18 protein-coding genes and 1 rRNA gene are annotated in these 20,957 nt (G+C 72.3%); 14 read left to right on the forward strand and 5 right to left on the reverse strand.

The features are described 5' to 3' along the window. Window positions 1–212 precede the first annotated feature (212 nt). The 3 genes from rrf (at window position 213) to ACFC96_RS27545 (ending at window position 2,463) form a co-directional block, all read left to right on the forward strand. Window positions 213–329 (forward strand): 5S ribosomal RNA (rrf, locus tag ACFC96_RS27535). A 143-nt stretch (window positions 330–472) separates the two neighbouring features. Further along, complete coding sequence (locus tag ACFC96_RS27540) at window positions 473–1,744, forward strand: hypothetical protein (protein ID WP_376614818.1); 1,272 nt, start codon at window positions 473–475, stop codon at window positions 1,742–1,744. After that, entirely contained in the window at window positions 1,636–2,463 is an 828-nt protein-coding gene (locus tag ACFC96_RS27545) for a hypothetical protein (protein WP_376614813.1), read from the forward strand. Before ACFC96_RS27540 ends, ACFC96_RS27545 begins: the two co-directional genes overlap by 109 nt. Before the next feature lie 110 nt (window positions 2,464–2,573). Here the strand turns inward: ACFC96_RS27545 and ACFC96_RS27550 are convergent, their stop codons facing one another. Then, window positions 2,574–3,863, reverse strand: coding sequence for a DUF1015 family protein (locus ACFC96_RS27550; protein ID WP_376614628.1), 1,290 nt, complete (start codon window positions 3,861–3,863; stop codon window positions 2,574–2,576). Between the two features lie 72 nt (window positions 3,864–3,935). Between ACFC96_RS27550 and ACFC96_RS27555 the strand changes: the two genes are divergently transcribed. The 4 genes from ACFC96_RS27555 to ACFC96_RS27570 all read left to right on the forward strand — a co-directional run bounded on the left by ACFC96_RS27555 (window position 3,936) and on the right by ACFC96_RS27570 (window position 8,076). Then, window positions 3,936–4,964 carry an HAD hydrolase-like protein gene (locus tag ACFC96_RS27555; protein ID WP_376614630.1) on the forward strand — a complete coding sequence of 343 codons (1,029 nt, stop codon included), beginning with the start codon at window positions 3,936–3,938 and terminating at the stop codon, window positions 4,962–4,964. 153 nt (window positions 4,965–5,117) lie between these two features. Further along, on the forward strand, window positions 5,118–6,161 hold the full coding sequence (locus ACFC96_RS27560; protein WP_376256875.1) for a FecCD family ABC transporter permease: 1,044 nt from the start codon (window positions 5,118–5,120) through the stop codon (window positions 6,159–6,161). Further along, window positions 6,158–7,186, forward strand: a complete 1,029-nt coding sequence (locus ACFC96_RS27565) for a FecCD family ABC transporter permease (protein ID WP_376614632.1) — start codon at window positions 6,158–6,160, stop codon at window positions 7,184–7,186. Before ACFC96_RS27560 ends, ACFC96_RS27565 begins: the two co-directional genes overlap by 4 nt. Continuing rightward, on the forward strand, window positions 7,183–8,076 hold the full coding sequence (locus ACFC96_RS27570) for an ABC transporter ATP-binding protein (RefSeq protein ID WP_376256879.1): 894 nt from the start codon (window positions 7,183–7,185) through the stop codon (window positions 8,074–8,076). The genes ACFC96_RS27565 and ACFC96_RS27570 overlap by 4 nt, the downstream gene beginning before the upstream one ends. Here ACFC96_RS27570 and ACFC96_RS27575 read toward each other — a convergent pair. Beyond that, window positions 8,060–8,407, reverse strand: a complete 348-nt coding sequence (locus ACFC96_RS27575; protein WP_376256881.1) for an SCP2 sterol-binding domain-containing protein — start codon at window positions 8,405–8,407, stop codon at window positions 8,060–8,062. The two genes, ACFC96_RS27570 and ACFC96_RS27575, sit on opposite strands and share 17 nt — an antisense overlap. Window positions 8,408–8,449: 42 nt before the next feature. Here ACFC96_RS27575 and ACFC96_RS27580 point away from each other — a divergent pair, with 42 nt between their 5' ends. Genes ACFC96_RS27580 through ACFC96_RS27590 form a run of 3 tightly spaced genes read left to right on the forward strand, consistent with a single transcriptional unit; the run spans window position 8,450 to window position 10,468 of the window. Continuing rightward, entirely contained in the window at window positions 8,450–8,743 is a 294-nt protein-coding gene (locus ACFC96_RS27580) for a hypothetical protein (RefSeq protein ID WP_376224915.1), read from the forward strand. A 7-nt stretch (window positions 8,744–8,750) separates the two neighbouring features. Beyond that, the gene (locus ACFC96_RS27585) at window positions 8,751–9,566 is read left to right on the forward strand and encodes a TlyA family RNA methyltransferase (RefSeq protein ID WP_376256883.1); all 816 of its coding nucleotides are present in this window, start codon (window positions 8,751–8,753) and stop codon (window positions 9,564–9,566) included. Continuing rightward, the gene (locus ACFC96_RS27590) at window positions 9,563–10,468 is read left to right on the forward strand and encodes an NAD kinase (RefSeq protein ID WP_376256885.1); all 906 of its coding nucleotides are present in this window, start codon (window positions 9,563–9,565) and stop codon (window positions 10,466–10,468) included. The genes ACFC96_RS27585 and ACFC96_RS27590 overlap by 4 nt, the downstream gene beginning before the upstream one ends. A 16-nt stretch (window positions 10,469–10,484) precedes the next feature. On the opposite strand, the gene ACFC96_RS27595 is transcribed toward ACFC96_RS27590, so the two are convergent. After that, on the reverse strand, window positions 10,485–10,913 hold the full coding sequence (locus ACFC96_RS27595; protein WP_376614634.1) for a hypothetical protein: 429 nt from the start codon (window positions 10,911–10,913) through the stop codon (window positions 10,485–10,487). 431 nt (window positions 10,914–11,344) lie between these two features. On the opposite strand from ACFC96_RS27595, the gene recN reads away from it, so the two are divergent. The 3 genes from recN (at window position 11,345) to ACFC96_RS27610 (ending at window position 15,184) form a co-directional block, all read left to right on the forward strand. Then, a complete protein-coding gene (recN, locus tag ACFC96_RS27600) occupies window positions 11,345–13,063 on the forward strand; it encodes a DNA repair protein RecN (protein WP_376257595.1) in 1,719 nt (572 codons plus the stop codon). A 21-nt stretch (window positions 13,064–13,084) separates the two neighbouring features. After that, window positions 13,085–13,849: a hypothetical protein gene (locus tag ACFC96_RS27605; protein ID WP_376614636.1), complete on the forward strand. Its 765-nt coding sequence runs from the start codon at window positions 13,085–13,087 to the stop codon at window positions 13,847–13,849. Between the two features lie 165 nt (window positions 13,850–14,014). Beyond that, on the forward strand, window positions 14,015–15,184 hold the full coding sequence (locus ACFC96_RS27610; RefSeq protein WP_376614638.1) for a glycosyltransferase family 4 protein: 1,170 nt from the start codon (window positions 14,015–14,017) through the stop codon (window positions 15,182–15,184). 24 nt (window positions 15,185–15,208) lie between these two features. On the opposite strand, the gene ACFC96_RS27615 is transcribed toward ACFC96_RS27610, so the two are convergent. Both ACFC96_RS27615 and ACFC96_RS27620 read right to left on the reverse strand, forming a co-directional pair. Continuing rightward, on the reverse strand, window positions 15,209–16,879 hold the full coding sequence (locus ACFC96_RS27615) for a PucR family transcriptional regulator (RefSeq protein WP_376614639.1): 1,671 nt from the start codon (window positions 16,877–16,879) through the stop codon (window positions 15,209–15,211). A 127-nt stretch (window positions 16,880–17,006) separates the two neighbouring features. Then, entirely contained in the window at window positions 17,007–18,815 is a 1,809-nt protein-coding gene (locus ACFC96_RS27620) for a glycoside hydrolase family 15 protein (protein ID WP_326716150.1), read from the reverse strand. Between the two features lie 458 nt (window positions 18,816–19,273). Between ACFC96_RS27620 and ACFC96_RS27625 the strand changes: the two genes are divergently transcribed. Next, complete coding sequence (locus tag ACFC96_RS27625) at window positions 19,274–20,947, forward strand: CTP synthase (protein ID WP_376256897.1); 1,674 nt, start codon at window positions 19,274–19,276, stop codon at window positions 20,945–20,947. Window positions 20,948–20,957: the final 10 nt, after the last annotated feature.

The raw sequence follows: 20,957 nt of genomic DNA on the forward strand, positions 1-20,957 counted from the left end.
GTTGATAGGCCAGATCTGGAAGCCCGGTAACGGGTGGAGGTGACTGGTACTAATAGGCCGAGGGCTTGTCCTCAGTTGCTCGCGTCCACTGTGTTTGTTCTCAGATAACGAACAATTGTGTCGGCTGAACGGCTGCACTACTTAATTGAAGAGTGTGCTTGTTCGCTGCCTTGTTCGGGACCCGTTTCCTTGAAACGGGACACTGATAGGGTTTCGGTGGTCATAGCGTGAGGGAAACGCCCGGTTACATTCCGAACCCGGAAGCTAAGCCTCAAAGCGCCGATGGTACTGCAGGGGGGACCCTGTGGGAGAGTAGGACGCCGCCGAACAATTTTTAGAGGACCCTTGGTCCCAGCACACACGCTGGGACCAAGGGTCCTTTTTGTTTTGTCGAAGCGCGCCGGCTACCCGGCTGCGCGAGAATGACTGCGGTACCGAAGACAGGAGTCACCCATGTCCACCAACTCTCCCGATGAGCGACCGGATCGCGACCAGCGACGCCGGGACAGTGGTGACCGGGACCGGGGCGGGTACCGAGGCGGACCGCGACGCGACAACGACCGCGGTGGCCAGGCGCCTCGCCGGGACGACCGCGACCGTGGCGGCGACCGCGACCGTGGCCCCCGTCGCGACGGCGACCGCCCCGCCTTCCGTCGTGATGATCGCGGCGGCGACGACCGCCGTGGCGCCTTCCGCCGTGACGACCGGGGTGGCGACAGCCGTGGTGGTGGCGGTTACCGCCCCCGTGACGACCGTGACCGTGGTCCCCGTCGTGACGGCGACCGTCCTCCCTTCCGACGCGACGACCGCCGTGACGACAACCGGCGCGACGACCGTCGTGACAGCGACCGGGGTGGCTACCGTCCCCGCGACGACCGTCGTGATGACCGGCGGGACGACCGCCGCGATGACAACCGTGGCGGCGGCTTCCGGCGCGACGACAACCGCGGTGTGGACCACCGTGGCGGTGGTTTCCGCCGTGACGACCGTGGTGGCGACCGCCCGGCCTTCCGGCGTGACGACCGGGGTGGCGACAGCCGTGGTGGTGGCGGTTACCGTCCCCGTGACGACCGTGACCGTGGTCCCCGTCGTGACGGTGACCGTCCCGGGTTCCGTCGTGAGGGTGACCGTCCCCCGTTCCGGCGTGACGACCGTGGTGGCGACAGCCGTGGCGGTGGCTTCCGGCGCGACGACCGGGGTGGCGACAGCCGCGGTGGTGGCGGTTACCGTCCCCGTGACGACCGTGACCGTGGTCCCCGTCGTGACGGCGACCGTCCCGGTGGCGACCGCCCGGCCTTCCGCCGTGACGAGCGCCGCGACAGCGACCGCGGTGGTTACCGTCCCCGCGACGAGCGTCGTGATGACCGCCGTGACGAGCGCCGCGACAGCGACCGCGGTGGCTACCGTCCCCGCGACGACCGTCGTGACGACAGCCGCGGTGGTGGCTTCCGGCGCGACGACAGTCGTGGTGGTGGGTACCGGCCGCGTGACGACCGCGACCGTGGTCCGCGCCGCGACGACCGTGGTGGGCGGCCCGGCGGTTTCCGCGGGCGTGACGACCGTGGGCGCGACGACCGCCGTGGCGGAGGCCGCTACCGCGACGAGCGTGACCGCGACCGCGAGCCCATCCGCCGGCTGCCGATCCCCGAGGATGTCACCGGCGACGAGATCGACAAGGACGTACGGCAGGAGCTTCAGAGCCTGCCGAAGGGCCTGGCCGAGGACGTCGCCAAGAACCTGGTGATGGTCGCCAAGCTGATCGACGAGGACCCCGAGCAGGCCTACGAGTACTCGAAGATCGCGCTGCGGCTCGCCTCGCGGGTCGCCGCCGTGCGCGAGGCCGCCGGCTTCGCCGCGTACGCGAACCAGAAGTTCAGCGAGGCGCTGGCCGAGTTCCGCGCCGCCCGGCGCATGACCGGCAACGTCGAGCTGTGGCCCGTCATGGCGGACTGCGAGCGTGGTCTCGGGCGGCCCGAGAAGGCACTCGACATGGCCGGTGCGCCCGAGGTGGCCAAGCTGGACAAGGCCGGACAGGTCGAGATGCGGCTCGTGGCGGCCGGTGCCCGGCGTGACATGGACCAGCTCGACGCCGCCATCGTCACGCTGCAGGGCCCTGAGCTCGCCTCGAACTCCGTACAGCCGTGGACCGCGCGTCTGCGGTACGCGTACGCCGACGCGCTGCTTGCCGCCGGACGTGAGGGCGAGGCGCGCGAGTGGTTCGCGAAGGCCGTCGAGTCCGACCGGGACGGCAGCACCGACGCGTCCGACCGGCTCGCCGAGATGGACGGGGTCGAGTTCGTCGACGCCTTCGAGGGCGAGTCCGACGAGGCCCCCGGCGCTGTCGCGGGGCCGAAGGCCGCCGCGGGTGACGACGACGAGCCCTGGGTCGAGGACGACGAGGACGTCGAAGAGTTCTACGACGAGGACGACGAGGAGTTCGAGTCCGGGAACGACAAGGGCTGAGCCCAGCGGCTGCCTGCGGCCGCGCAGGACGAAGCACGACGAACGGGCGGGATCCCAGCGATGGGGTCCCGCCCGTTCGTCGTATGCGACCGAGCGCGCGTGGCGCGCGCTCAGTCGGCGAGCGTACGCAGCACCAGACCCGTCGCCGGCTTGGGGCCGAACGACGTCGATTTGCGGGGCATCGTCACCCCCTGCCGTGCTAGGTCGCGGACCACTTCCTCGCGGACCGGGTGCATGAGGACCGCCGTGCCGCCGTCACGTTCCGCCTTCGCGACCGTGGCGGCCGCGTCATGGATGTACGCGATGTGTTCCGGAGAGTCCTCGGGGATGCGCCAGACATGGTCGAGGAGCGTGGAGTGCAGGACCGTCGCGTCGAGGGTGCGCCAGGCCTCCGGGCGGCCGGCGGGGATCGTACGGGCCAGGAGGTCCGGGGACGGGGAGTCCGCGAGGTGGAAGGAGCCGGCGCCGGCGAGGAGGAACGCGTTGCCGTGGGCGGCCGCGTCGGCGAGGGCGTCCAGGGCGTGTGGCAGCGGGCCGGGGACGTTGCGCAGGCGGAAGGAGCCCTCCAGCGCGGCCAGGGCGTCCGGGACCGGGAGGCGGTGCAGGAGGCGATGGATGGCGCGCACGCGCAGCGGATAGCGGGCCGTGTCCACGAGGAGGACGAGTCCGAAGTCCCATGGGGTGGGGGACGGCTTCTCGGAGCGCAGGCGCAGATACGTCGCCCAGCGGTGGTGGCCGTCCGCGATCAGGGCCTGGTGGTGGGCGAGGTCCGCGCGGATCTCGGCCAGCTCGGCCGGGTCGGTGACCGACCACAGGCGGTGGGCGAAGCCGTCCTCCGTGGTCGTCGCGAGGAGCGGGGGACGCTCGACCGTGCGCTCGATGACCGAGGTCGTGCCCGTCGCGTTGCCCTCGCTGCGGTAGGTGAGGAGCAGGGGCTCGAGGTTGGCGGCCGTGGCGCGCATCAGGCCCGCGCGGTCGGCGACCACGTGCGGCATGACGTCCTCGTGGGGCAGGACGACCCCTTCGGACGGTTCGGACAGCCGCAGGGCACCGATGACGCCGCGCTGGAGGTGGTCGCCGCCGCGCTGCTCGTAGACGTACAGCGCGGGGCTCTCGTCGGGGGCCAGGATGCCCTCGGACAGCCAGCGGCGCAGGGTGTCGGCCGCGAGGGCGTTGCGGGTGTCCGGCGAGACGGCCTGCGGGAGGATCAGGCGGACGATGTTGTGCGGGTCCGCGGACTCCAGGTGGTGCAGACCGTCGGGGCGGACGACCACGTCGTACGGCGGTGACGTCACGGCGGCGAGGCTGCCCACGAGTTCGGGGACGTAACGCACACCCCTGAACGGGATCAGGTCGAGGCCGTCACTGTCCGTCGGACCTGGGGGACCTGCAGTGTTCATTGCTGCATCGTATGTGTGTCAGTGGCATGAGCGATGATCGGGGGAGTGGGACCGAACGAGGAGCGATGTGTAATGAGCCAGACCGTCAGGACGCGGCCCGAAGGCAGTCGGCGGGCGCTGAACGAGGCGTACGACACGGCGCTGCTCGACCTGGACGGGGTGGTGTACGCGGGCGGTGACGCCATCGCGCACGCCCCCGAGTCGCTCGCCGTGGCGCGCGGGGCGGGCATGGGGCTCGCCTACGTCACGAACAACGCGCTGCGTACGCCGGACGCCGTGGCCGAGCATCTGACGGAGCTGGGGATTCCGACGGACGCGCCGGACGTCATCACGTCGGCGCAGGCCGTGGCGCGTCTGATCAGTGAGCAAGTGCCGGACGGGTCGCGGGTGTTGGTGATCGGCGGGGAGGGGCTGCGGGTCGCGCTGAGAGAGCGCGGGCTCGAGCCGGTGGACTCCGCCGACGACGAACCGGTTGCGGTGGTGCAGGGGTACGGCGGGCCCGACCTGGCCTGGGGGCGGTTCGCGGAGGCCTGTTACGCGATCGCGCGCGGTGTGCCGTGGTTCGCCTCCAATACGGACCTGACCATTCCGAGCGCGCGCGGCATCGCTCCGGGCAACGGCGCGGCGGTCGAGGTCGTCCGAATCGCGACGGGTGCGCAGCCCCAGGTGGCCGGCAAGCCGCTGCCTCCGATGCACCGCGAGACGATCCTGCGCACCGGCGCGAAGCGGCCGTTGGTGATCGGTGACCGCCTCGACACGGACATCGAGGGCGCGTTCAACGGGGAGGTGGACTCGCTGCTCGTCCTGACCGGCGTCACCGACGGCGCGCAGTTGCTCGCCGCGCCGCCCCAGCACCGGCCCACGTATGTCGACGTCGACCTGCGGGGGCTGCTCACCGGGCAGCCGGAAGTCATGGCACGGGGGGACGGGTTCACGTGCGGGGGCTGGGTCGCGAGCGCGGGCGACGAGCGCCTTGAGCTGGAGGGGGACGGCGAGGCGATCGACGGACTGCGGGCGCTGTGCGCGGCGGCCTGGACGGCGGCCGGGGACGGGACCTGTGGGCTCGACGGTGCGAAGGCGCTGGCGCGGCTGGGGGTTTGAGGCGGCACGGGCGGGGAGGCGCGTACCGGCGCGTGGGGTTCCCCGCGCTTCCCCGCGCTCCTCGGTGCTTCCGTGTGTTCCCCGGAGGTTCCCCGCGCCTCTCTGCCGATAGCGACCTCGAAGACAGCAAGGAGGGTAGGCTAACCTAACCACGTGTTGGTCGACAGTCCCCCCGAACAGCGCGCGGACACAGCCGCCGCGCCCCCGAACCGCCGGGCGATACGTACGGTCGGGCTCCTCGGAGCCGTCGTCGTACTGGTCGCGCTCCTGGTCGTGAGCATCGCGATCGGGGCGAAACCCCTGTCTGTGGACCAGGTGTGGCACGGCCTGTTCGACGACACCGGGACGTTCAGCGACGTCGTGGTCGGCGAGCGGCTCGCGCGCACGCTGCTCGGGCTGCTCGCCGGTGTCGCGCTCGGGCTCTCCGGCGCGGTCCTCCAGGCGCTGACCCGTAACCCGCTGGCCGACCCCGGACTCCTCGGCATCAACATGGGCGCCTCGGCGGCCGTCGTCACCGCCGTCAGCTTCCTCGGCGTCACCTCGCTGACGGGCTATGTGTGGTTCGCCTTCCTCGGCGCCGCGGCCGTGGGCGTTCTCGTCTACGTCCTCGGCGGGACCCGGAGCGCGACGCCGGTGCGGCTCGCCCTCGCCGGGACCGCCGTCAGCGCCGCCCTCTACGGCTATCTCCAGGCCGTGATGATCATGGACAACGCGGCGCTCGGCAAAATGCGCTTCTGGACGGTGGGTTCGCTCGTCTCCGCCGACATGTCGACGATCCGGCAGGTGCTGCCGTTCATCGCCGTCGGTTCGGTGCTCGCCCTCGCGCTCGCGCGGCCGCTCAACGCCATGGCGATGGGCGACGACACGGCCCGCGCCCTCGGCGCGAACCTGAACAGGACGCGTGCGCTGTCCATGGCGGCTGCGACGCTGTTGTGCGGCGCCGCGACCGCCGCCTGCGGGCCCATCGTGTTCGTCGGTCTGATGGTGCCGCACGTCGTCCGCTCCTTCACGGGCCCGGACCTGCGCTGGATCCTGCCGTTCTCCGCCGTCCTGTCGCCCGTGCTGCTGCTCGGCGCGGACGTCGTCGGCCGGCTCGTGGCACGGCCCGCCGAGATCCAGGTCGGCATCGTCACCGCGATCATCGGCGGCCCGGTCTTCATCTACCTCGTGCGCCGGCGGAAGGTCACCCAGCTGTGAAGGCGATCCGTACCCGGGGCGGGATCTCGCTGCGCCTCGACATCCGCGCGCTCGTGATCGTCCTCGTGCTGCTGTGCGTCGCGCTCGCCGCGAGCGTCGCGCTGATCGGCACCGGCGACTTCCCCATCTCCGCCACCGACGTGATCCGCACGCTGCTCGGCAACGGTGACGCGGGGCAGGAGTTCATCGTCAACGAGCTGCGACTGCCCAGGGTCCTCGTGGGCCTCCTCGTGGGCGCGGCGCTCGCGCTCGGCGGCGCGCTCTTCCAGGCCATCTCCCGCAATCCGCTGGGCAGTCCGGACATCCTGGGCCTCGGCCAGGGCTCCACAGCCGGTGCTCTCGTCGTGATCGTGCTCTTCTCGGGGGGCGCCGCCCAGGTCGCGCTCGGGGCGCTCGTCGGCGGCCTGATGACCGGGTTCGCCATCTATCTGCTCGCCTGGAAGCGTGGCGTGCACGGATACCGGCTCGTCCTGGTCGGCATCGGAATGTCCGCCGTCATGACCGCGGTCAACGGCTATCTGCTGACCAAGGCGGACATCGTCGACGCCGCCCGCGCGACGGTCTGGATGACGGGATCGCTCGACGGCCGCGACTGGAACCAGGTCTGGCCCCTGCTCGCCCTGTGCGCCGTCCTCGTACCCGTCGTCCTCACGTACGCGCGGCCGCTGCGCATGCTGGAGATGGGCGACGACGTGGCGAACGCGCTCGGGGTGCGTGTCGAGCGGGCGCGGCTCGTCCTGCTCGTGGCCGCGGTCCTGCTCACCGCCGGCGCCACCGCCGCCGCGGGACCCGTCGGATTCGTCGCACTGACCGCCCCTCAACTGGCCCGGCGGCTGACCCGCTCGCCCGGTCCGAACATCGCGGCGTCCATGTGCATGGGCGCCGCCCTGCTCGTCACCGCCGACTGGATCTCGCAGCGCGCCTTCGGCGCCGACCAGCTGCCCGTCGGAGTGGTCACCGGAGTCGTCGGCGGTGTCTATCTGCTGTGGCTCCTGGTCTCCGAGCGGAAGGCCGGCCGGATATGAGCGACAGGAACCCCAGCCAGAGCAACAACCGGAGGAGCGCCACCGTGAACCGACTGTCCGCCGAGAACGTCACCCTGGGCTACGACCAGCGTGTGATCGCGTCGGAGCTCTCGGTAGAGATCCCCGACAACTCCTTCACGGTGATCGTCGGCCCGAACGCCTGCGGCAAGTCCACGCTGCTGCGCGCGCTGTCGCGGATGCTGAAGCCCTCGACGGGCCGGGTGCTTCTCGACGGGCAGGCCATCCAGTCGATGCCGGCCAAGAAGGTGGCGCGCACGCTCGGGCTCCTGCCCCAGTCGTCGATCGCGCCGGACGGCATCACCGTCGGCGACCTCGTCTCGCGCGGCCGCTACCCTCACCAGGGCCTGCTGCGCCAGTGGTCCGCCGACGACGAGCGGATCGTGCAGGAGTCGATGGCCGCCACCGGAGTGGCCGAACTCGCCGATCGCTTTGTCGACGAACTGTCCGGCGGCCAGCGCCAGCGTGTGTGGATCGCCATGGCGCTCGCCCAGCAGACCCCGTTGCTCCTGCTCGACGAGCCGACCACGTACCTCGACATCCAGCATCAGATCGACGTCCTGGACCTCTGCGCGGAGCTGCACGAGGAGCAGGGGCGCACGCTCGTCGCGGTCCTGCACGACCTCAACCACGCGGCCCGCTACGCCACCCACCTGATCGCCCTGCGCGGCGGTGAGGTCATCGCCGAGGGAGCGCCCGGCGACATCGTCACCGCGGACCTCGTCGAGCGGCTCTTCGGGATGAAGTGCCAGGTCATCGACGATCCGGAGACCGGTACTCCGCTGGTGGTGCCGGCCGCGCGCAAGGCCAGGAAGACGCCGTCCGGGGACGGTCGGGCGCCCGCGAAGACGGTGGCTAGAGCAGCGTCCTGAGCCGCAGCAGATCGCGGAAGCCGGCCTCCAGCCTGATCCTGCCGGAGGCCCAGGCCTTCGCGAAGTTCAGCTTGCCGTCGACCATCGCGACCAGGTCGTCGCCGGTCATCGCGAGCCGGATCTGCGCCCGGTCGGGCGGCGGCCCGTCGACCGTGTCGAGCACCTCGATCCGGCCGTTCTCGAGCCGGCCGGTGAACGTGATCCCGAGGTCCGTGACATGGCAGCTCAGCGAGCGGTCGAGCGCTGCCGCGCTGCGTACACCGCCGTCCGCGCCCGCCAGATTGTCCGAGAGTGTGTCGAGTGCGGCACGGCACTCCTGCGTCGTCGCCATCGCGGTCGACCGTACCCCAGTGCTACGCGGTAGCGTCGTGGCATGAACGACTCTCATCCGGACCCCGACCAGGTGCCGGACCAGGCGGCCGGGGCCCCGGAGGTCCGGGACGAACCGTCGTACGAGCCCGCGGCCCCGGCCCCCCTCGGCGTTCCGCGCACCCCCACCGGCAACGCGGACGTGGACGCCGGGCTCGACCGGCTCGCCGATGTCGACCACCTCACTGCCGACGGACACATCGAGGTGTACGAGGATGTACACCGAGGCCTGCGTGACGCGCTGACCGCGCTGGACGCACGCCCCGAGCCCTCACCCTCGAACCGACACAGGAGCTGAACCGAACGTGGCAGGAGTGGCACGACGCCGCCTCGACGCCGAGCTCGTCCGCCGGAAGCTCGCCCGCTCGCGCGAGCACGCGAGCCAGCTGATCGCCGCGGGGCGCGTCACGGTCGGCAGGACCACCGCGACCAAGCCCGCCACGCAGGTGGAGACCGCCGCCGCGATCGTGGTCACGCAGGACGACAGCGACCCCGACTACGTCTCGCGCGGCGGCCACAAGCTCGCCGGGGCCCTCGCGGCCTTCGTGCCGCAGGGGCTCGCCGTCGAGGGGCGCCGCGCGCTCGACGCGGGGGCCTCCACGGGTGGGTTCACCGACGTACTGCTGAGGGCCGGCGTCGCGCATGTGGTCGCCGTCGACGTCGGGTACGGGCAACTCGCCTGGTCACTGCAGAGCGATGAACGCGTCACCGTCAAGGATCGTACGAACGTACGCGAGTTGACGCTGGAGGCGATCGATGGAAAACCCGTGGACCTGGTCGTCGGAGACCTGTCTTTCATCCCGCTCGGCCTGGTGCTCCCCGCCCTCGCGCGGTGCGCGGCGCCCGACGCGGACCTGGTGCTCATGGTGAAGCCGCAGTTCGAGATCGGCAAGGACCGCCTCGGCAGCGGCGGCGTCGTGCGCAGCCCGGAACTGCGGGCCGAGACGGTGCGCACGGTGGCCCGGCAGGCGTGGGAACTCGGCCTCGGCGTACGGGGCGTGACGGCGAGCCCGCTGCCCGGGCCGTCCGGGAACGTCGAGTACTTTCTGTGGCTCCGCGCCGGTGCGCCCGAACTCGACCCGGCGGATGTTGACCGTGCAGTGGCGGAGGGGCCGCGTTGACACAGACTCGAGCTCGAACTGTTTTCCTGCTCGCGCACACCGGGCGGCCCGCCGCCATCCGGAGTGCCGAACTCGTCGTCCAGGGGCTGCTGCGCTCCGGCATCGGCGTACGGGTTCTGGAGTCGGAGGCGGCGGACCTGCCGCTCCCGGCGTCGGTGGAGCTCGTGAAGGAAGCGACTCCGGAGTGCCTCGACGCCTGTGAGCTGCTGGTCGTCCTCGGTGGTGACGGGACGCTGCTGCGCGGCGCCGAGTTCGCCCGCGCCTCCGGAGTCCCGATGCTCGGCGTGAACCTCGGCCGCGTCGGCTTCCTCGCGGAGGCCGAGCGCGACGACCTCGACAGGGTGGTCGACCGGGTCGTCACCAAGGCGTACGAGGTCGAGGAGCGCATGACGATCGATGTCGTCGTGCACAGCAACGGCGATGTGGTGCACCGCGACTGGGCGCTCAACGAGGCCGCCGTGCAGAAGATGTCGGCCGAGCGGATGCTCGAGGTCGTGCTCGAGATCGACGGGCGTCCCGTCACCGGGTTCGGCTGCGACGGCATCGTGTGCGCGACGCCCACCGGCTCCACGGCCTACGCGTTCTCGGCCGGCGGTCCCGTCGTGTGGCCCGAGGTCGAGGCGCTCCTCATGGTGCCGATCAGCGCGCACGCCCTGTTCGCCAAGCCGCTGGTCACCTCGCCGGACTCGGTGCTCGCCGTCGAGGTGCAGCAGCACACTCCGCACGGCGTGCTGTGGTGCGACGGACGGCGGACCGTGGAACTGCCCGCAGGCGCGCGCGTCGAGGTGCGGCGCGGGGCGGTGCCGGTGCGGCTCGCGCGGCTGCATCACGCCTCGTTCACCGATCGGCTCGTCGCCAAGTTCGCGCTGCCCGTCTCCGGCTGGCGCGGGAAGCCCCACTAGGACCTCCCGCGGGCGATCACGCCCGTACGACGGTGATCGCGCGGTGGCGCGTCACCGACCGCACCGGGACGCCGGTCGCGAGCAGCATCGGCAGAAGCGGGCTCGCGACCGTCCGGGGGCCGGGGGCCGGGGGCCACGGGACGTACGGCGGCGGCGGGCCGAACGCCGTGGCGAGGACCGGCGCGAGCGTGGCGAGCGCGATCAGGGCACCGAGCAGCAGCGCCGTACCGGCGGTGAGGACGGCCTCCCCGGCGGCCCTGGAGCGCACCTGGCCGAGCAGTCCGCTCGCCGGGAAGAATCCTGCGAGCACCGCGGGGACGGACGCGGCGAGGGCCTGTTGTGCCGCCGTGCGGCGCACCTGGCGGGGGCGGGCCCCGACGGCGCGTACGAGGGCGTGCTCGCGGTGCTGCCGCGTGATGGCCGCCCGTCGTCGAGGCGCCCACAAAAATCGATATGTAGACCGAACCGATGAGGGGGCGGCCGCGATGTCGCCGACGCCGTTCTCCGAGACGGGTGGCGGTCACCGGCCGGCAGTCCGTCGGTACCCGTGGCGAGCAGCACTGTCGTCGACGCGAACAGTGCCGCGATCGCCGTCCGGCCGACGCGGGCAGGTGCGCGCGCAGGGCCGCCCCGGCCGGTCCGGTACGCAGGGGATCAAACGTGCGGGCGCGGGGCGCGGGCACCGTGCGGCGGGCAGGCCGCCCCGGCCGGGAGCCGTCCCCACCCTCACGGGTGACAACCGGTGACGACGCGCGACGGGAGGGCCGGACAGAGCCACCCACGACCTGCGATTTCGGCACGCCGGGAGGGAAGCGGGGCAGGGCCCGTCGCACACAGGGCTCCGGACCTCGTAAGGTCGTGTCCGTGTTGGAGGAGATGCGGATACGGTCGCTCGGAGTCATCGACGACGCGGTGGTCGAGCTGTCGCCGGGATTCACCGCCGTGACCGGTGAGACCGGTGCGGGCAAGACGATGGTGGTCACCAGCCTCGGCCTGCTGCTCGGCGGGCGCGCGGACCCCGCCCTCGTACGGATCGGCGCGAAGGCGGCGGTCGTCGAGGGCCGGATCACCGTGCCCGAGGGCACCGCGGCCGTCGTGCGCGCCCAGGAGGCGGGTGCCGAACTCGACGACGGGGCGCTGCTCATCAGCCGGACCGTCTCGGCGGAGGGGCGCTCACGGGCGCATCTCGGCGGACGTTCGGTGCCGGTGGGCATGCTGACCGAGCTCGCCGACGAGCTCGTCGCCGTGCACGGCCAGACCGATCAGCAGGGGCTGCTCAAGCTGTCCCGGCAACGCGGTGCCCTCGACCGGTACGCGGGCGACGCGGTCGCCGTGCCGCTCACCAAGTACCAGGCCGCGTACCGCCGGCTGCGGGCCGTCAGCGCCGAGCTCGACACCATCGTCACGCGCGCGCGTGAACGCGCCCAGGAAGCAGATCTGCTGCGCTTCGGACTCGACGAGATCGCGGCCGTCGAGCCGCGCGCCGGCGAGGACGTCGAGCTGTCGGCGGAGGCCGAGCGGCTCGGTCACGCGGAGGCCCTCGCCTCGGCCGCCTCCGCCGCGCACGCCGCGCTCGCGGGCAACCCCGAGGACCCCGAGGGCGTCGACGCCACCACGCTCGTGGGCGGCGCGAACCGCGCACTCGACGCCGTGCGGTCGCACGACCCGGCCCTGTCCGCGCTCGCCGACCGGATCGGCGAGATCGGCATCCTCCTGTCCGACGTGGCGGGGGAGCTGGCCGGATACGCCGACGACCTGGACGCCGACCCGCTGCGGCTCGCGGCGGTCGAGGAGCGGCGGGCCGCGCTGACGCAGCTCACGCGCAAGTACGGGGAGTCCATCGACGAGGTGCTCGCCTGGGCCGAGCAGGGTTCGGCGCGGCTGCTCGAACTCGACGGAGACGACGACCGGATCGGTGAGCTGACCGCCGAGCGGGACGGCCTCCGCAGCGAACTGGGCGCCCTGGCACAGGCGTTGACGGACTCCCGCACGGAGGCCGCGTCACGCTTCGCGGAAGCCGTCACGCAGGAGCTGGCCTCGCTCGCCATGCCCCACGCGCGGGTGTCCTTCGACATCCGGCGCACCGACGATCCGGACGGCGTCGAGCTCGACGGGCGCACGGTCGCGTACGGCCCCTCCGGTGTGGACGAGGTCGAGCTGCTGCTCGCCCCGCACCCCGGTGCGCCGCCGCGGCCGATCGCCAAGGGGGCCTCGGGCGGTGAGCTGTCCCGCGTGATGCTCGCCGTGGAGGTCGTGTTCGCCGGGACCGATCCCGTGCCCACGTATCTGTTCGACGAGGTCGACGCGGGCGTCGGCGGCAAGGCGGCCGTGGAGATCGGCCGGCGCCTCGCCAAGCTCGCCAGGTCGGCGCAGGTCGTGGTCGTCACGCACCTTCCGCAGGTGGCGGCGTTCGCCGACCGGCAGCTCCTCGTGGAGAAGACGAACGACGGGACGGTCACCCGTTCCGGTGTCACCGTCCTCGAGGGCGAGGACCGGGTCCGCGAGCTGTCCCGGATGCTGGCGGGCCAGGAGGACTCCGAGACGGCGCGCGCGCACGCGGAGGAGCTGCTCGCCACCGCCCGCGCGGACGCGTAACGGCCCGTGGCGAAGCGTGGGGTGGGCCGTCTCGCTGCTCTCGCGGCGGGTGCCGTCGTGGCCCGGGCCGGGTATGCGGCGCTGCGGCGGGCCGAACCGGGTGGGTCTGCTGTGTGGGAGCGGACGAACTTCGCGGGCCGGGCGGTCGACCTGTACGCCGGGCCGGCCGTCGTGGCCGGGGCCGTCGCCGGTGCCGCCGCCGTCACCTCGGGGCCCGAGCGCCGGGCCGCCGTCCTGGCCGTGCTCGCCGCGGGGGCGTGCGGCGCGTACGACGACGTGGCGGGAGCAGGTGATCCGCGCAGCGGGTTCCGGGCCCATCTGTCGGCGCTGCGCGACGGAGAACTGACCAGCGGGGCCGTGAAGTTGATCGGTATCTCCGCCGCGGGGCTCGTCGCCGGCGCGCTGCTCGAGGAACGGGCCGTGGACAAGGCGCTCGCCGGAGTCGTGATCGCCGGCGCGGCGCACCTCGTGAACCTGGTGGACGTACGGCCCGGGCGGGCTGCCGCGGCCGTGCTCGCGCTCGGGGCGCCCGGACTGCTGGCGGGGGCCCTCGCCGCGGCCCCCATGGGCGCGGTGGCGGCGGTCCTGCCGGAGGATCTCGACGGGCGCACCATGATCGGCGACACCGGGGCGCACGCCCTGGGCGCGGCGCTCGGCGTCGCCGTCGTCGCGGGCAACGGGCGCGCCGGACTCCTCGTACACGCGGCCGGACTGGTCCTCGCCGCGGCATACGGGGACAAAGTGACCGCACTGGCCCGTGGGGTGAAGTCAGCCCGGCACGCCTGAATTCACGCGTGTGGGTGATCCCGTGCGACGTGTTGCCCACTCCGACACGGTCGGGGCTCCGGCTCGGTGCCGGAACGCCCGTACGGGCTGGCATCCTTGGCCCATACCGTTACGGCGCGACATCCCCGAGCGTCCCGCACCGACCGACCCAGGAGCCCCGGCCACGTGAGTCACGTGAGCAGCCAGCCAGCGCACGGCCAGTCGCCGCTGCGCACCGTGCAAGTGCTGGGAGGCGGCAGCGCCGGAAGCAGCACGCACGTGAGGTCGCTGGCCGCCGGGCTCGTCGCCAGGGGAGTACGCGTCACCGTCTGTGCCCCCACGGAGGTCGCGCACGTCTACGGCTTCGCGGACGTCGGCGCCCAGCACGTCGCCGTGCCCCGCAGCAGCGACCCCGGATCCGTCGCGGCGCTCCGGCTCGCCTGCGCGGACGCCGACCTCGTCCACGCGCACGGGCTGCACGCCGGGCTCCGCGCGTCCCTCGCGCTCAGCGGCAAGGCCACGCCCCTCGTCGTCACCTGGCACACCCGCTCCCACGCCGAGGGCGCCCGCGCCCACCTGCTGCGGCTGCTCGAACGGCGCGTGGCGAGGGCCGCGTCCGTGGTCCTCGGCACCTCCTCGGACCTCGTCGAGCGAGCGCGTGTCCGTGGCGCCCGTGACGCCCGGCTGGCCGCGGTCGCCTTCCCGGCGCCGCGCCGCCCCGACTCGTCGGAAGCCGCGCCGCTGCCCGGGCCCGAGGGACCCGAGGACCCGGAGCGCCTGCAGCACAAGGCGCGGGCCGAACTCGGTGCCGTGGAGAGGCCGTTGCTGATGGCCGTCGGCAGCCTCGTGAAGCACCGCGGCTACGGGACACTGCTGGACGCCGCGCGCACCTGGCGCCACCTCGATCCCGTGCCGCTTCTCGTCATCGCGGGCGAGGGGCCGGAGCGGGGCGCGCTCCAGCGCCGGATCGAGAGCGAGCAGCTGCCCGTACGGCTCGTGGGGCGCCGGGACGACGTCTCCGAGCTGCTCGCAGCCGCCGATGTGGCTCTGCTGGGCAGTAGTTGGGAGTCCCGCTCGGTCCTCGCGCAGGAGGCACTCCACGCGCGCGTACCGCTCGTCGCCACCGACGTCGGAGGCATCCCCGAACTCGTGGGCGACGCGGCGGAACTCGTCCCCTACGGCGACGCGCGCGCCCTCGCCGACACCGTCATCCGCCTCCTGTCCGACCCCGAGCGCCGCGACCAGCTCAAGGAGCGCGGCACGCTGCAGGCGGCGTCGTGGCCGACGGAGGACGAGACGGTGGCCCAAGTGCTCAGCGTCTACGACGAGTTGACGGGAGCCCGGCTGCCGGGCTGACCCGGCCGGGGCCTGGCGGCACGCTCACCCCACATGCCTGCGCGCCCGCAGCGCCAGACTCAACGCGAGTACCGTCTGCGGGTCGTCCAGGTCCGTGCCGAGCAACTCCCCTATGCGGGCGAGGCGGTTGTAGAGCGTCTGACGGTTCAGGTGGAGCTCTCGGGCCGTCTCCGCCTTGCGGCCCGCGTGCGCCAGGTACGTCTGGAGCGTGGGAAGGAGCGGGGGCTTGGCGCGGCGGTCGTGCGCCTGGAGAGGGCCGATCGCCCGCTCCACGAACGCCGCCAGGTCCGGATGGTCCCGCAGCCGCCACAGCAGCAGGTCGATGTCGAGGCGCCGCGCGTCGTACCAGGGCCGGTCCGACAGACCCTGCGCCGCCGTGGCCGTCTCGGCCGCGTGCCGCAGGCCGGCCGCGGCCGCGGCCCAGCCGCCCGCGCCGCCGACCACGACGACCGGCGGCTGCGTCCCGGCCCGCCGCATGCCCGCCCGCTCGACGCCCGCCCGCAGCGCCGCCGCCACCCGGTCCGCGACCGCCGTGCGCTCCGAGTCCGACCGCAGCCCGAGCAGCAGGGGGACGCGCCCCTCGACGGGCCGTACGCCGAGCAGGACCGGAACCCCGACCACGGCCAGCTCCTCGGCGACCGCCCGGGCGAGCACCGCCCAGCCGCCGCCGGGGGAGAGGCCCACCGCGCCCACCGAGGCCTCGGGCAGCCGCATCACGACCGGCAGCAGCGGCCCTTGGCCGCCCGGCCTGAACCCGAGGACGCGCGCCTGCGCCGGGGCGTCGTCGGGCGTGATCCGGCCCTCCGCGAGATCCGTGAGGAAGTCGCCACGGCCGCGCGCCGCCAGCTCCTCCTCCTGGCGGGCCTGCATCAGGACGACGGCGAGGCTGCTCGCCGCCCGTTCCGCCGCGATGCGGTGCACGGGCGCCGGCGGGGCCGCGACCGGCAGCAGGACGAGGCGCGCCCGCACGGACCCGGTGCCGGGCCCGCCGCCCGGCACGTCGACGAGTACGGCCCCGGCCGGCGGCTCGTCCCGGTCGGCGGGCTTGCCGCGCATCCCCTCCCACACCTGGAGCGGGTCGGCGACCTCGGGCTCGCCCCCGGCCGCGTACAGGAGCTGCCCGTCGGCCGTCTCCAGGAACACCGGGTTGCCGCTGAACTCCGCGAGAATGCGCAGGACTTGGGGCACTCCGCCGCCGCCGAGCAGAGCCTCGGTGCAGCGCCGGTGCACTTCCTCGGCGCGCTGGAGCAGCGCGTAGTGCCCGTTGACGATCTCGGTGTGGACCTCCTCGGTGACCGTCACGAACGGCACCTCACGGTGCAGCTGCACCAGCGGGAGGCCGGCCGCGCGCGCGGTCTCCACCAGCGCGGCGGGAAGGCGCGCGAAGCGCTGGCCCAGCTCGATGACGAGCGCGGAGATGCCGCGGTCGGCGAGCTTGCGGACGAAGGCCCGCTGCTCGGCGGGGCGCGTACCGATGCCGAACCCGGTGGTCAGGAGAAGTTCGCCGCCCTTGAGGAGCGAGGCGATGTTGGGCACCTCGCCCGCGTGCACCCAGCGCACGGTGCGCTGCAGCCGGTCCCCGCCCGCCACGACTTCCGGGAGTCCGCTGCGCAGACCTGGCAGTTCCAGGGCCCGCTGCACGGTGATGCCGCCCTGGGTGCCGGGCGTGCTGTTGTGGGGGGCCTGAGTGTCCATGGTGCGGACGCTACCTGCGCGCACGTTCCGGGAAAACCTCCGGCCGCCGGGCAGAACGTGGACCGACGTCGCCGGCGGCGCGTCCCGCAGGGGAACGCGCCGCCGGAAAGGTGATCAGGGAGCCGCTCTAGCCGCCGTACGCCCCCGAGGCCGTCAGCCGCAGGGCCGTGTCGATCAGCGGGACGTGACTGAACGCCTGCGGGAAGTTGCCGACCTGGCGCTGCAGACGCGAGTCCCACTCCTCCGCGAGCAGCCCAAGGTCGTTGCGCAGCGACAGGAGCTTCTCGAAGAGCGTGCGGGCCTCGTCCACGCGACCGATCATGGCGAGGTCGTCGGCCATCCAGAACGAGCAGGCGAGGAAAGCGCCCTCGTCGCCCTCCAGCCCGTCGACGCCCGCGTCCTCGCCCGTCGTCGGGTAACGCAGAATGAACCCGTCCGGCGTCGAGAGCTCCCGCTGGATCGCCTCGATCGTGCCGATGACGCGCTTGTCGTCGGGCGGCAGGAAGCCCATCTGCGGGATCAGGAGCAGCGAGGCGTCCAGCTCCTTCGAGCCGTACGACTGCGTGAAGGTGTTGCGTTCCTTGTCGTAGCCCCGCTCGCACACGTCCCGGTGGATGTCGTCGCGCAGTTCGCGCCACTTCTCCAGCGGCCCGTCCGCGTCGCCCGACTCGATGAGCTTGATGGTGCGGTCCACGGCGACCCACGCCATCACCTTCGAGTGAACGAAGTGCCGGCGCGGCCCGCGCACCTCCCAGATGCCCTCGTCCGGTTCGTCCCAGTGCTTCTCCAGGTAGCGGATCAGCTTGAGCTGGAGCAGGGACGCGTAGTCGTTGCGGGTCAGGCCCGTCATGTGCGCCAGGTGCAGCGCCTCGGTGACCTCGCCGTACACGTCGAGCTGGAGCTGGTGCGCCGCGCCGTTGCCGACCCGCACCGGGGCCGAGTTCTCGTAGCCGGGCAGCCAGTCGAGCTCCGCCTCGCCGAGCTCACGCTCGCCCGCGATCCCGTACATGATCTGCAGGTTCTCGGGGTCGCCGGCGACCGCGCGAAGCAGCCAGTCCCGCCAGGCACGGGCCTCCTCGCGGTAGCCGGTGCGCAGCATCGACGACAGGGTGATCGCCGCGTCGCGCAGCCAGGTGTAGCGGTAGTCCCAGTTGCGGACACCGCCGATCTCCTCGGGCAGCGACGTCGTCGGCGCGGCGACGATGCCGCCGGTCGGCGCGTACGTCAGGGCCTTGAGCGTGATCAGCGAACGGACCACGGCCTCGCGGTAGGGCCCGTGGTACGTACAGTGCTCGACCCACTCGCCCCAGAACTCCTCCGTCGCCTCCAAAGACCCCTCCGGGTCGGGAAGGGCCGGCGGCTTCAGGTGTGAGGGCTGCCACGAGAGGGTGAACGCGATCCGGTCGCCCGGCGCCACCGTGAAGTCCGAGTAGGTCGTCAGGTCCTTGCCGTACGTCTCCGCGGTCGAGTCGAGCCACACCGAGTCGGGGCCCGCGACCGCGACCGTACGGCTGTCGACCTTGTGCACCCACGGCACGATCCGGCCGTAGGAGAAACGCATGCGCAGCGCCGAGCGCATCGGGACGCGGCCGCTGATGCCCTCCACGATCCGGATCAGCTGCGGCGCGCCGTCACGCGGCGGCATGAAATCGGTCACGCGGACCGTGCCGCGGGGGGTGTCCCACTCGGATTCGAGGATCAGGGAATCGCCGCGGTACGTCCGGCGCGCCGCGGTCGGTGGCTCGGCCTCCGGCGCGTGCGCCGGTCCCAGCCGCCAGAAGCCGTGTTCCTCGGTGCCGAGCAGGCCGGCGAAAATGGCATGCGAGTCGAAGCGTGGGAGGCACAGCCAGTCGACTGTTCCGTCCCGGCAGACCAGGGCAGCGGTCTGCATGTCTCCGATGAGTGCGTAGTCCTCGATGCGCCCGGCCACGTGCATCTCCAGTCGAACGGCCACGTACGCCCCCGGAAGGGCGATCGCTCTGCGGTCTCTGCGGTCAAGGGTTCGTATTGGTGCGTCGTCATGAGAAACGAACTGACGAGCTCTTGTTCCGGGAGTAACGGGCGGGGGTAGTGCCGTTTGCCGGCCTGGCTCGGCAGCGAGTGTCCGAGCAGGATACGACGCAGCGCAGTGATCCGCGCGCCGCTCCCGGCAACGAAGGTGCGCCGAAAGAGTGAGCGGCGGGTGAGGTTTCGGTGATGCCGTGGTGAGGCATGTGCGGAGCGTGGCCGGAAGCAGCCTCGCCCACTCGCTGTTACCCTGGTAGCCCGTGGACCGGTGCGCTTCTGCAAGCAGTCGAAGCCCCCGAACCCGCAGCGACGGCACCCCCGGAAATCTCCGGACCAGGCAAGCCGGTACGCATTCCAGACCGCGACCACGGGAGCCCCCTCTTGGCCATGACGCCCAAATCCACGACGACCAAGCACATCTTCGTCACCGGGGGTGTCGCCTCCTCCCTCGGCAAGGGGCTGACGGCCTCCAGCCTGGGTGCGCTCCTCAAGGCGCGTGGTCTGCGGGTCACGATGCAGAAGCTCGACCCGTACCTGAACGTCGACCCCGGCACGATGAACCCGTTCCAGCACGGTGAGGTGTTCGTCACCAACGACGGCGCCGAGACCGACCTGGACATCGGCCACTACGAGCGCTTCCTCGACGTGGATCTGGACGGCACGGCCAACGTCACCACCGGCCAGGTCTACTCCCAGGTCATCGCCAAGGAGCGGCGCGGCGAGTACCTCGGCGACACCGTCCAGGTCATCCCGCACATCACGAACGAGATCAAGCACCGCATCCGCCGCATGGCCACGGACGACGTCGACGTCGTCATCACCGAGGTCGGCGGCACGGTCGGCGACATCGAGTCCCTGCCGTTCCTGGAGACCGTCCGCCAGGTCCGCCACGAGGTCGGCCGCGACAACGTCTTCGTCGTGCACATCTCGCTGCTGCCCTACATCGGCCCCTCCGGTGAGCTGAAGACCAAGCCGACCCAGCACTCGGTCGCCGCCCTGCGCAACATCGGTATCCAGCCGGACGCGATCGTCCTGCGCGCCGACCGCGAGGTGCCCACCGCGATCAAGCGCAAGATCTCCCTGATGTGCGACGTCGACGAGGCGGCCGTCGTCGCGGCCATCGACGCCCCGTCGATCTACGACATCCCGAAGGTCCTGCACACCGAGGGCCTGGACGCCTACGTGGTCCGCAAGCTGGACCTGCCGTTCCGTGACGTGGACTGGACGACCTGGGACGACCTGCTCGACCGCGTCCACAACCCCGACCACGAGATCGTCATGGCGCTCGTCGGCAAGTACATCGACCTGCCCGACGCCTACCTATCGGTGACCGAGGCGCTGCGCGCCGGCGGCTTCGCCAACAAGGCCCGCGTCAAGATCAAGTGGGTCACGTCCGACGACTGCAAGACCGCGGCGGGCGCCAAGAAGCAGCTCGGCGACGTGGACGCGATCTGCATTCCCGGCGGCTTCGGCGACCGCGGCGTGTCCGGCAAGGTCGGCGCGATCCAGTTCGCCCGCGAGAACAAGATCCCGCTGCTCGGCCTCTGCCTCGGCCTGCAGTGCATCGTGATCGAGGCCGCGCGGAACCTGGCCGACATCCCCGACGCGAACTCCACCGAGTTCGACGCCGCCACCGCGCACCCGGTCATCTCCACGATGGCCGAGCAGCTCGACATCGTCGCCGGTGAGGGCGACATGGGCGGCACCATGCGGCTGGGCATGTACCCGGCGAAGCTCGCCGAGGGCTCCATCGCGCGCGAGGTGTACGACGGCAAGGAGTACGTCGAGGAGCGCCACCGTCACCGCTACGAGGTGAACAACTCCTACCGCGCCGAGCTGGAGAAGAAGGCCGGTCTGCAGTTCTCCGGCACGTCGCCGGACGGCAAGCTCGTGGAGTACGTGGAGTACCCGCGCGACGTGCACCCTTACCTGGTCGCGACCCAGGCGCACCCCGAGCTCCGCTCCCGCCCGACCCGCCCGCACCCGCTCTTCGCGGGCCTGGTGAAGGCGGCCGTCGAGCGCAAGACCGGCGCCGCCGCGAACGGCAAGAAGGCCAAGTAAGCCGTGTAGG

Source organism: Streptomyces sp. NPDC055955 (assembly GCF_042270245.1).
Taxonomy (GTDB): domain Bacteria; phylum Actinomycetota; class Actinomycetes; order Streptomycetales; family Streptomycetaceae; genus Streptomyces.

Excerpts from the sequence above, each read along its gene's own strand:
- ACFC96_RS27540 (WP_376614818.1), top strand. The coding sequence starts at position 473 with ATGAGCGACCGGATCGCGACCAGCGACGCCGGGACAGTGGTGACCGGG.
- ACFC96_RS27550 (WP_376614628.1), bottom strand. The coding sequence starts at position 3,863 with ATGAACACTGCAGGTCCCCCAGGTCCGACGGACAGTGACGGCCTCGAC.
- ACFC96_RS27555 (WP_376614630.1), top strand. The coding sequence starts at position 3,936 with ATGAGCCAGACCGTCAGGACGCGGCCCGAAGGCAGTCGGCGGGCGCTG.
- ACFC96_RS27570 (WP_376256879.1), top strand. The coding sequence starts at position 7,183 with ATGAGCGACAGGAACCCCAGCCAGAGCAACAACCGGAGGAGCGCCACC.
- ACFC96_RS27575 (WP_376256881.1), bottom strand. The coding sequence starts at position 8,407 with ATGGCGACGACGCAGGAGTGCCGTGCCGCACTCGACACACTCTCGGAC.
- ACFC96_RS27580 (WP_376224915.1), top strand. The coding sequence starts at position 8,450 with ATGAACGACTCTCATCCGGACCCCGACCAGGTGCCGGACCAGGCGGCC.
- recN (WP_376257595.1), top strand. The coding sequence starts at position 11,345 with ATGCGGATACGGTCGCTCGGAGTCATCGACGACGCGGTGGTCGAGCTG.
- ACFC96_RS27615 (WP_376614639.1), bottom strand. The coding sequence starts at position 16,879 with ATGGACACTCAGGCCCCCCACAACAGCACGCCCGGCACCCAGGGCGGC.
- ACFC96_RS27620 (WP_326716150.1), bottom strand. The coding sequence starts at position 18,815 with ATGCACGTGGCCGGGCGCATCGAGGACTACGCACTCATCGGAGACATG.
- ACFC96_RS27625 (WP_376256897.1), top strand. The coding sequence starts at position 19,274 with ATGACGCCCAAATCCACGACGACCAAGCACATCTTCGTCACCGGGGGT.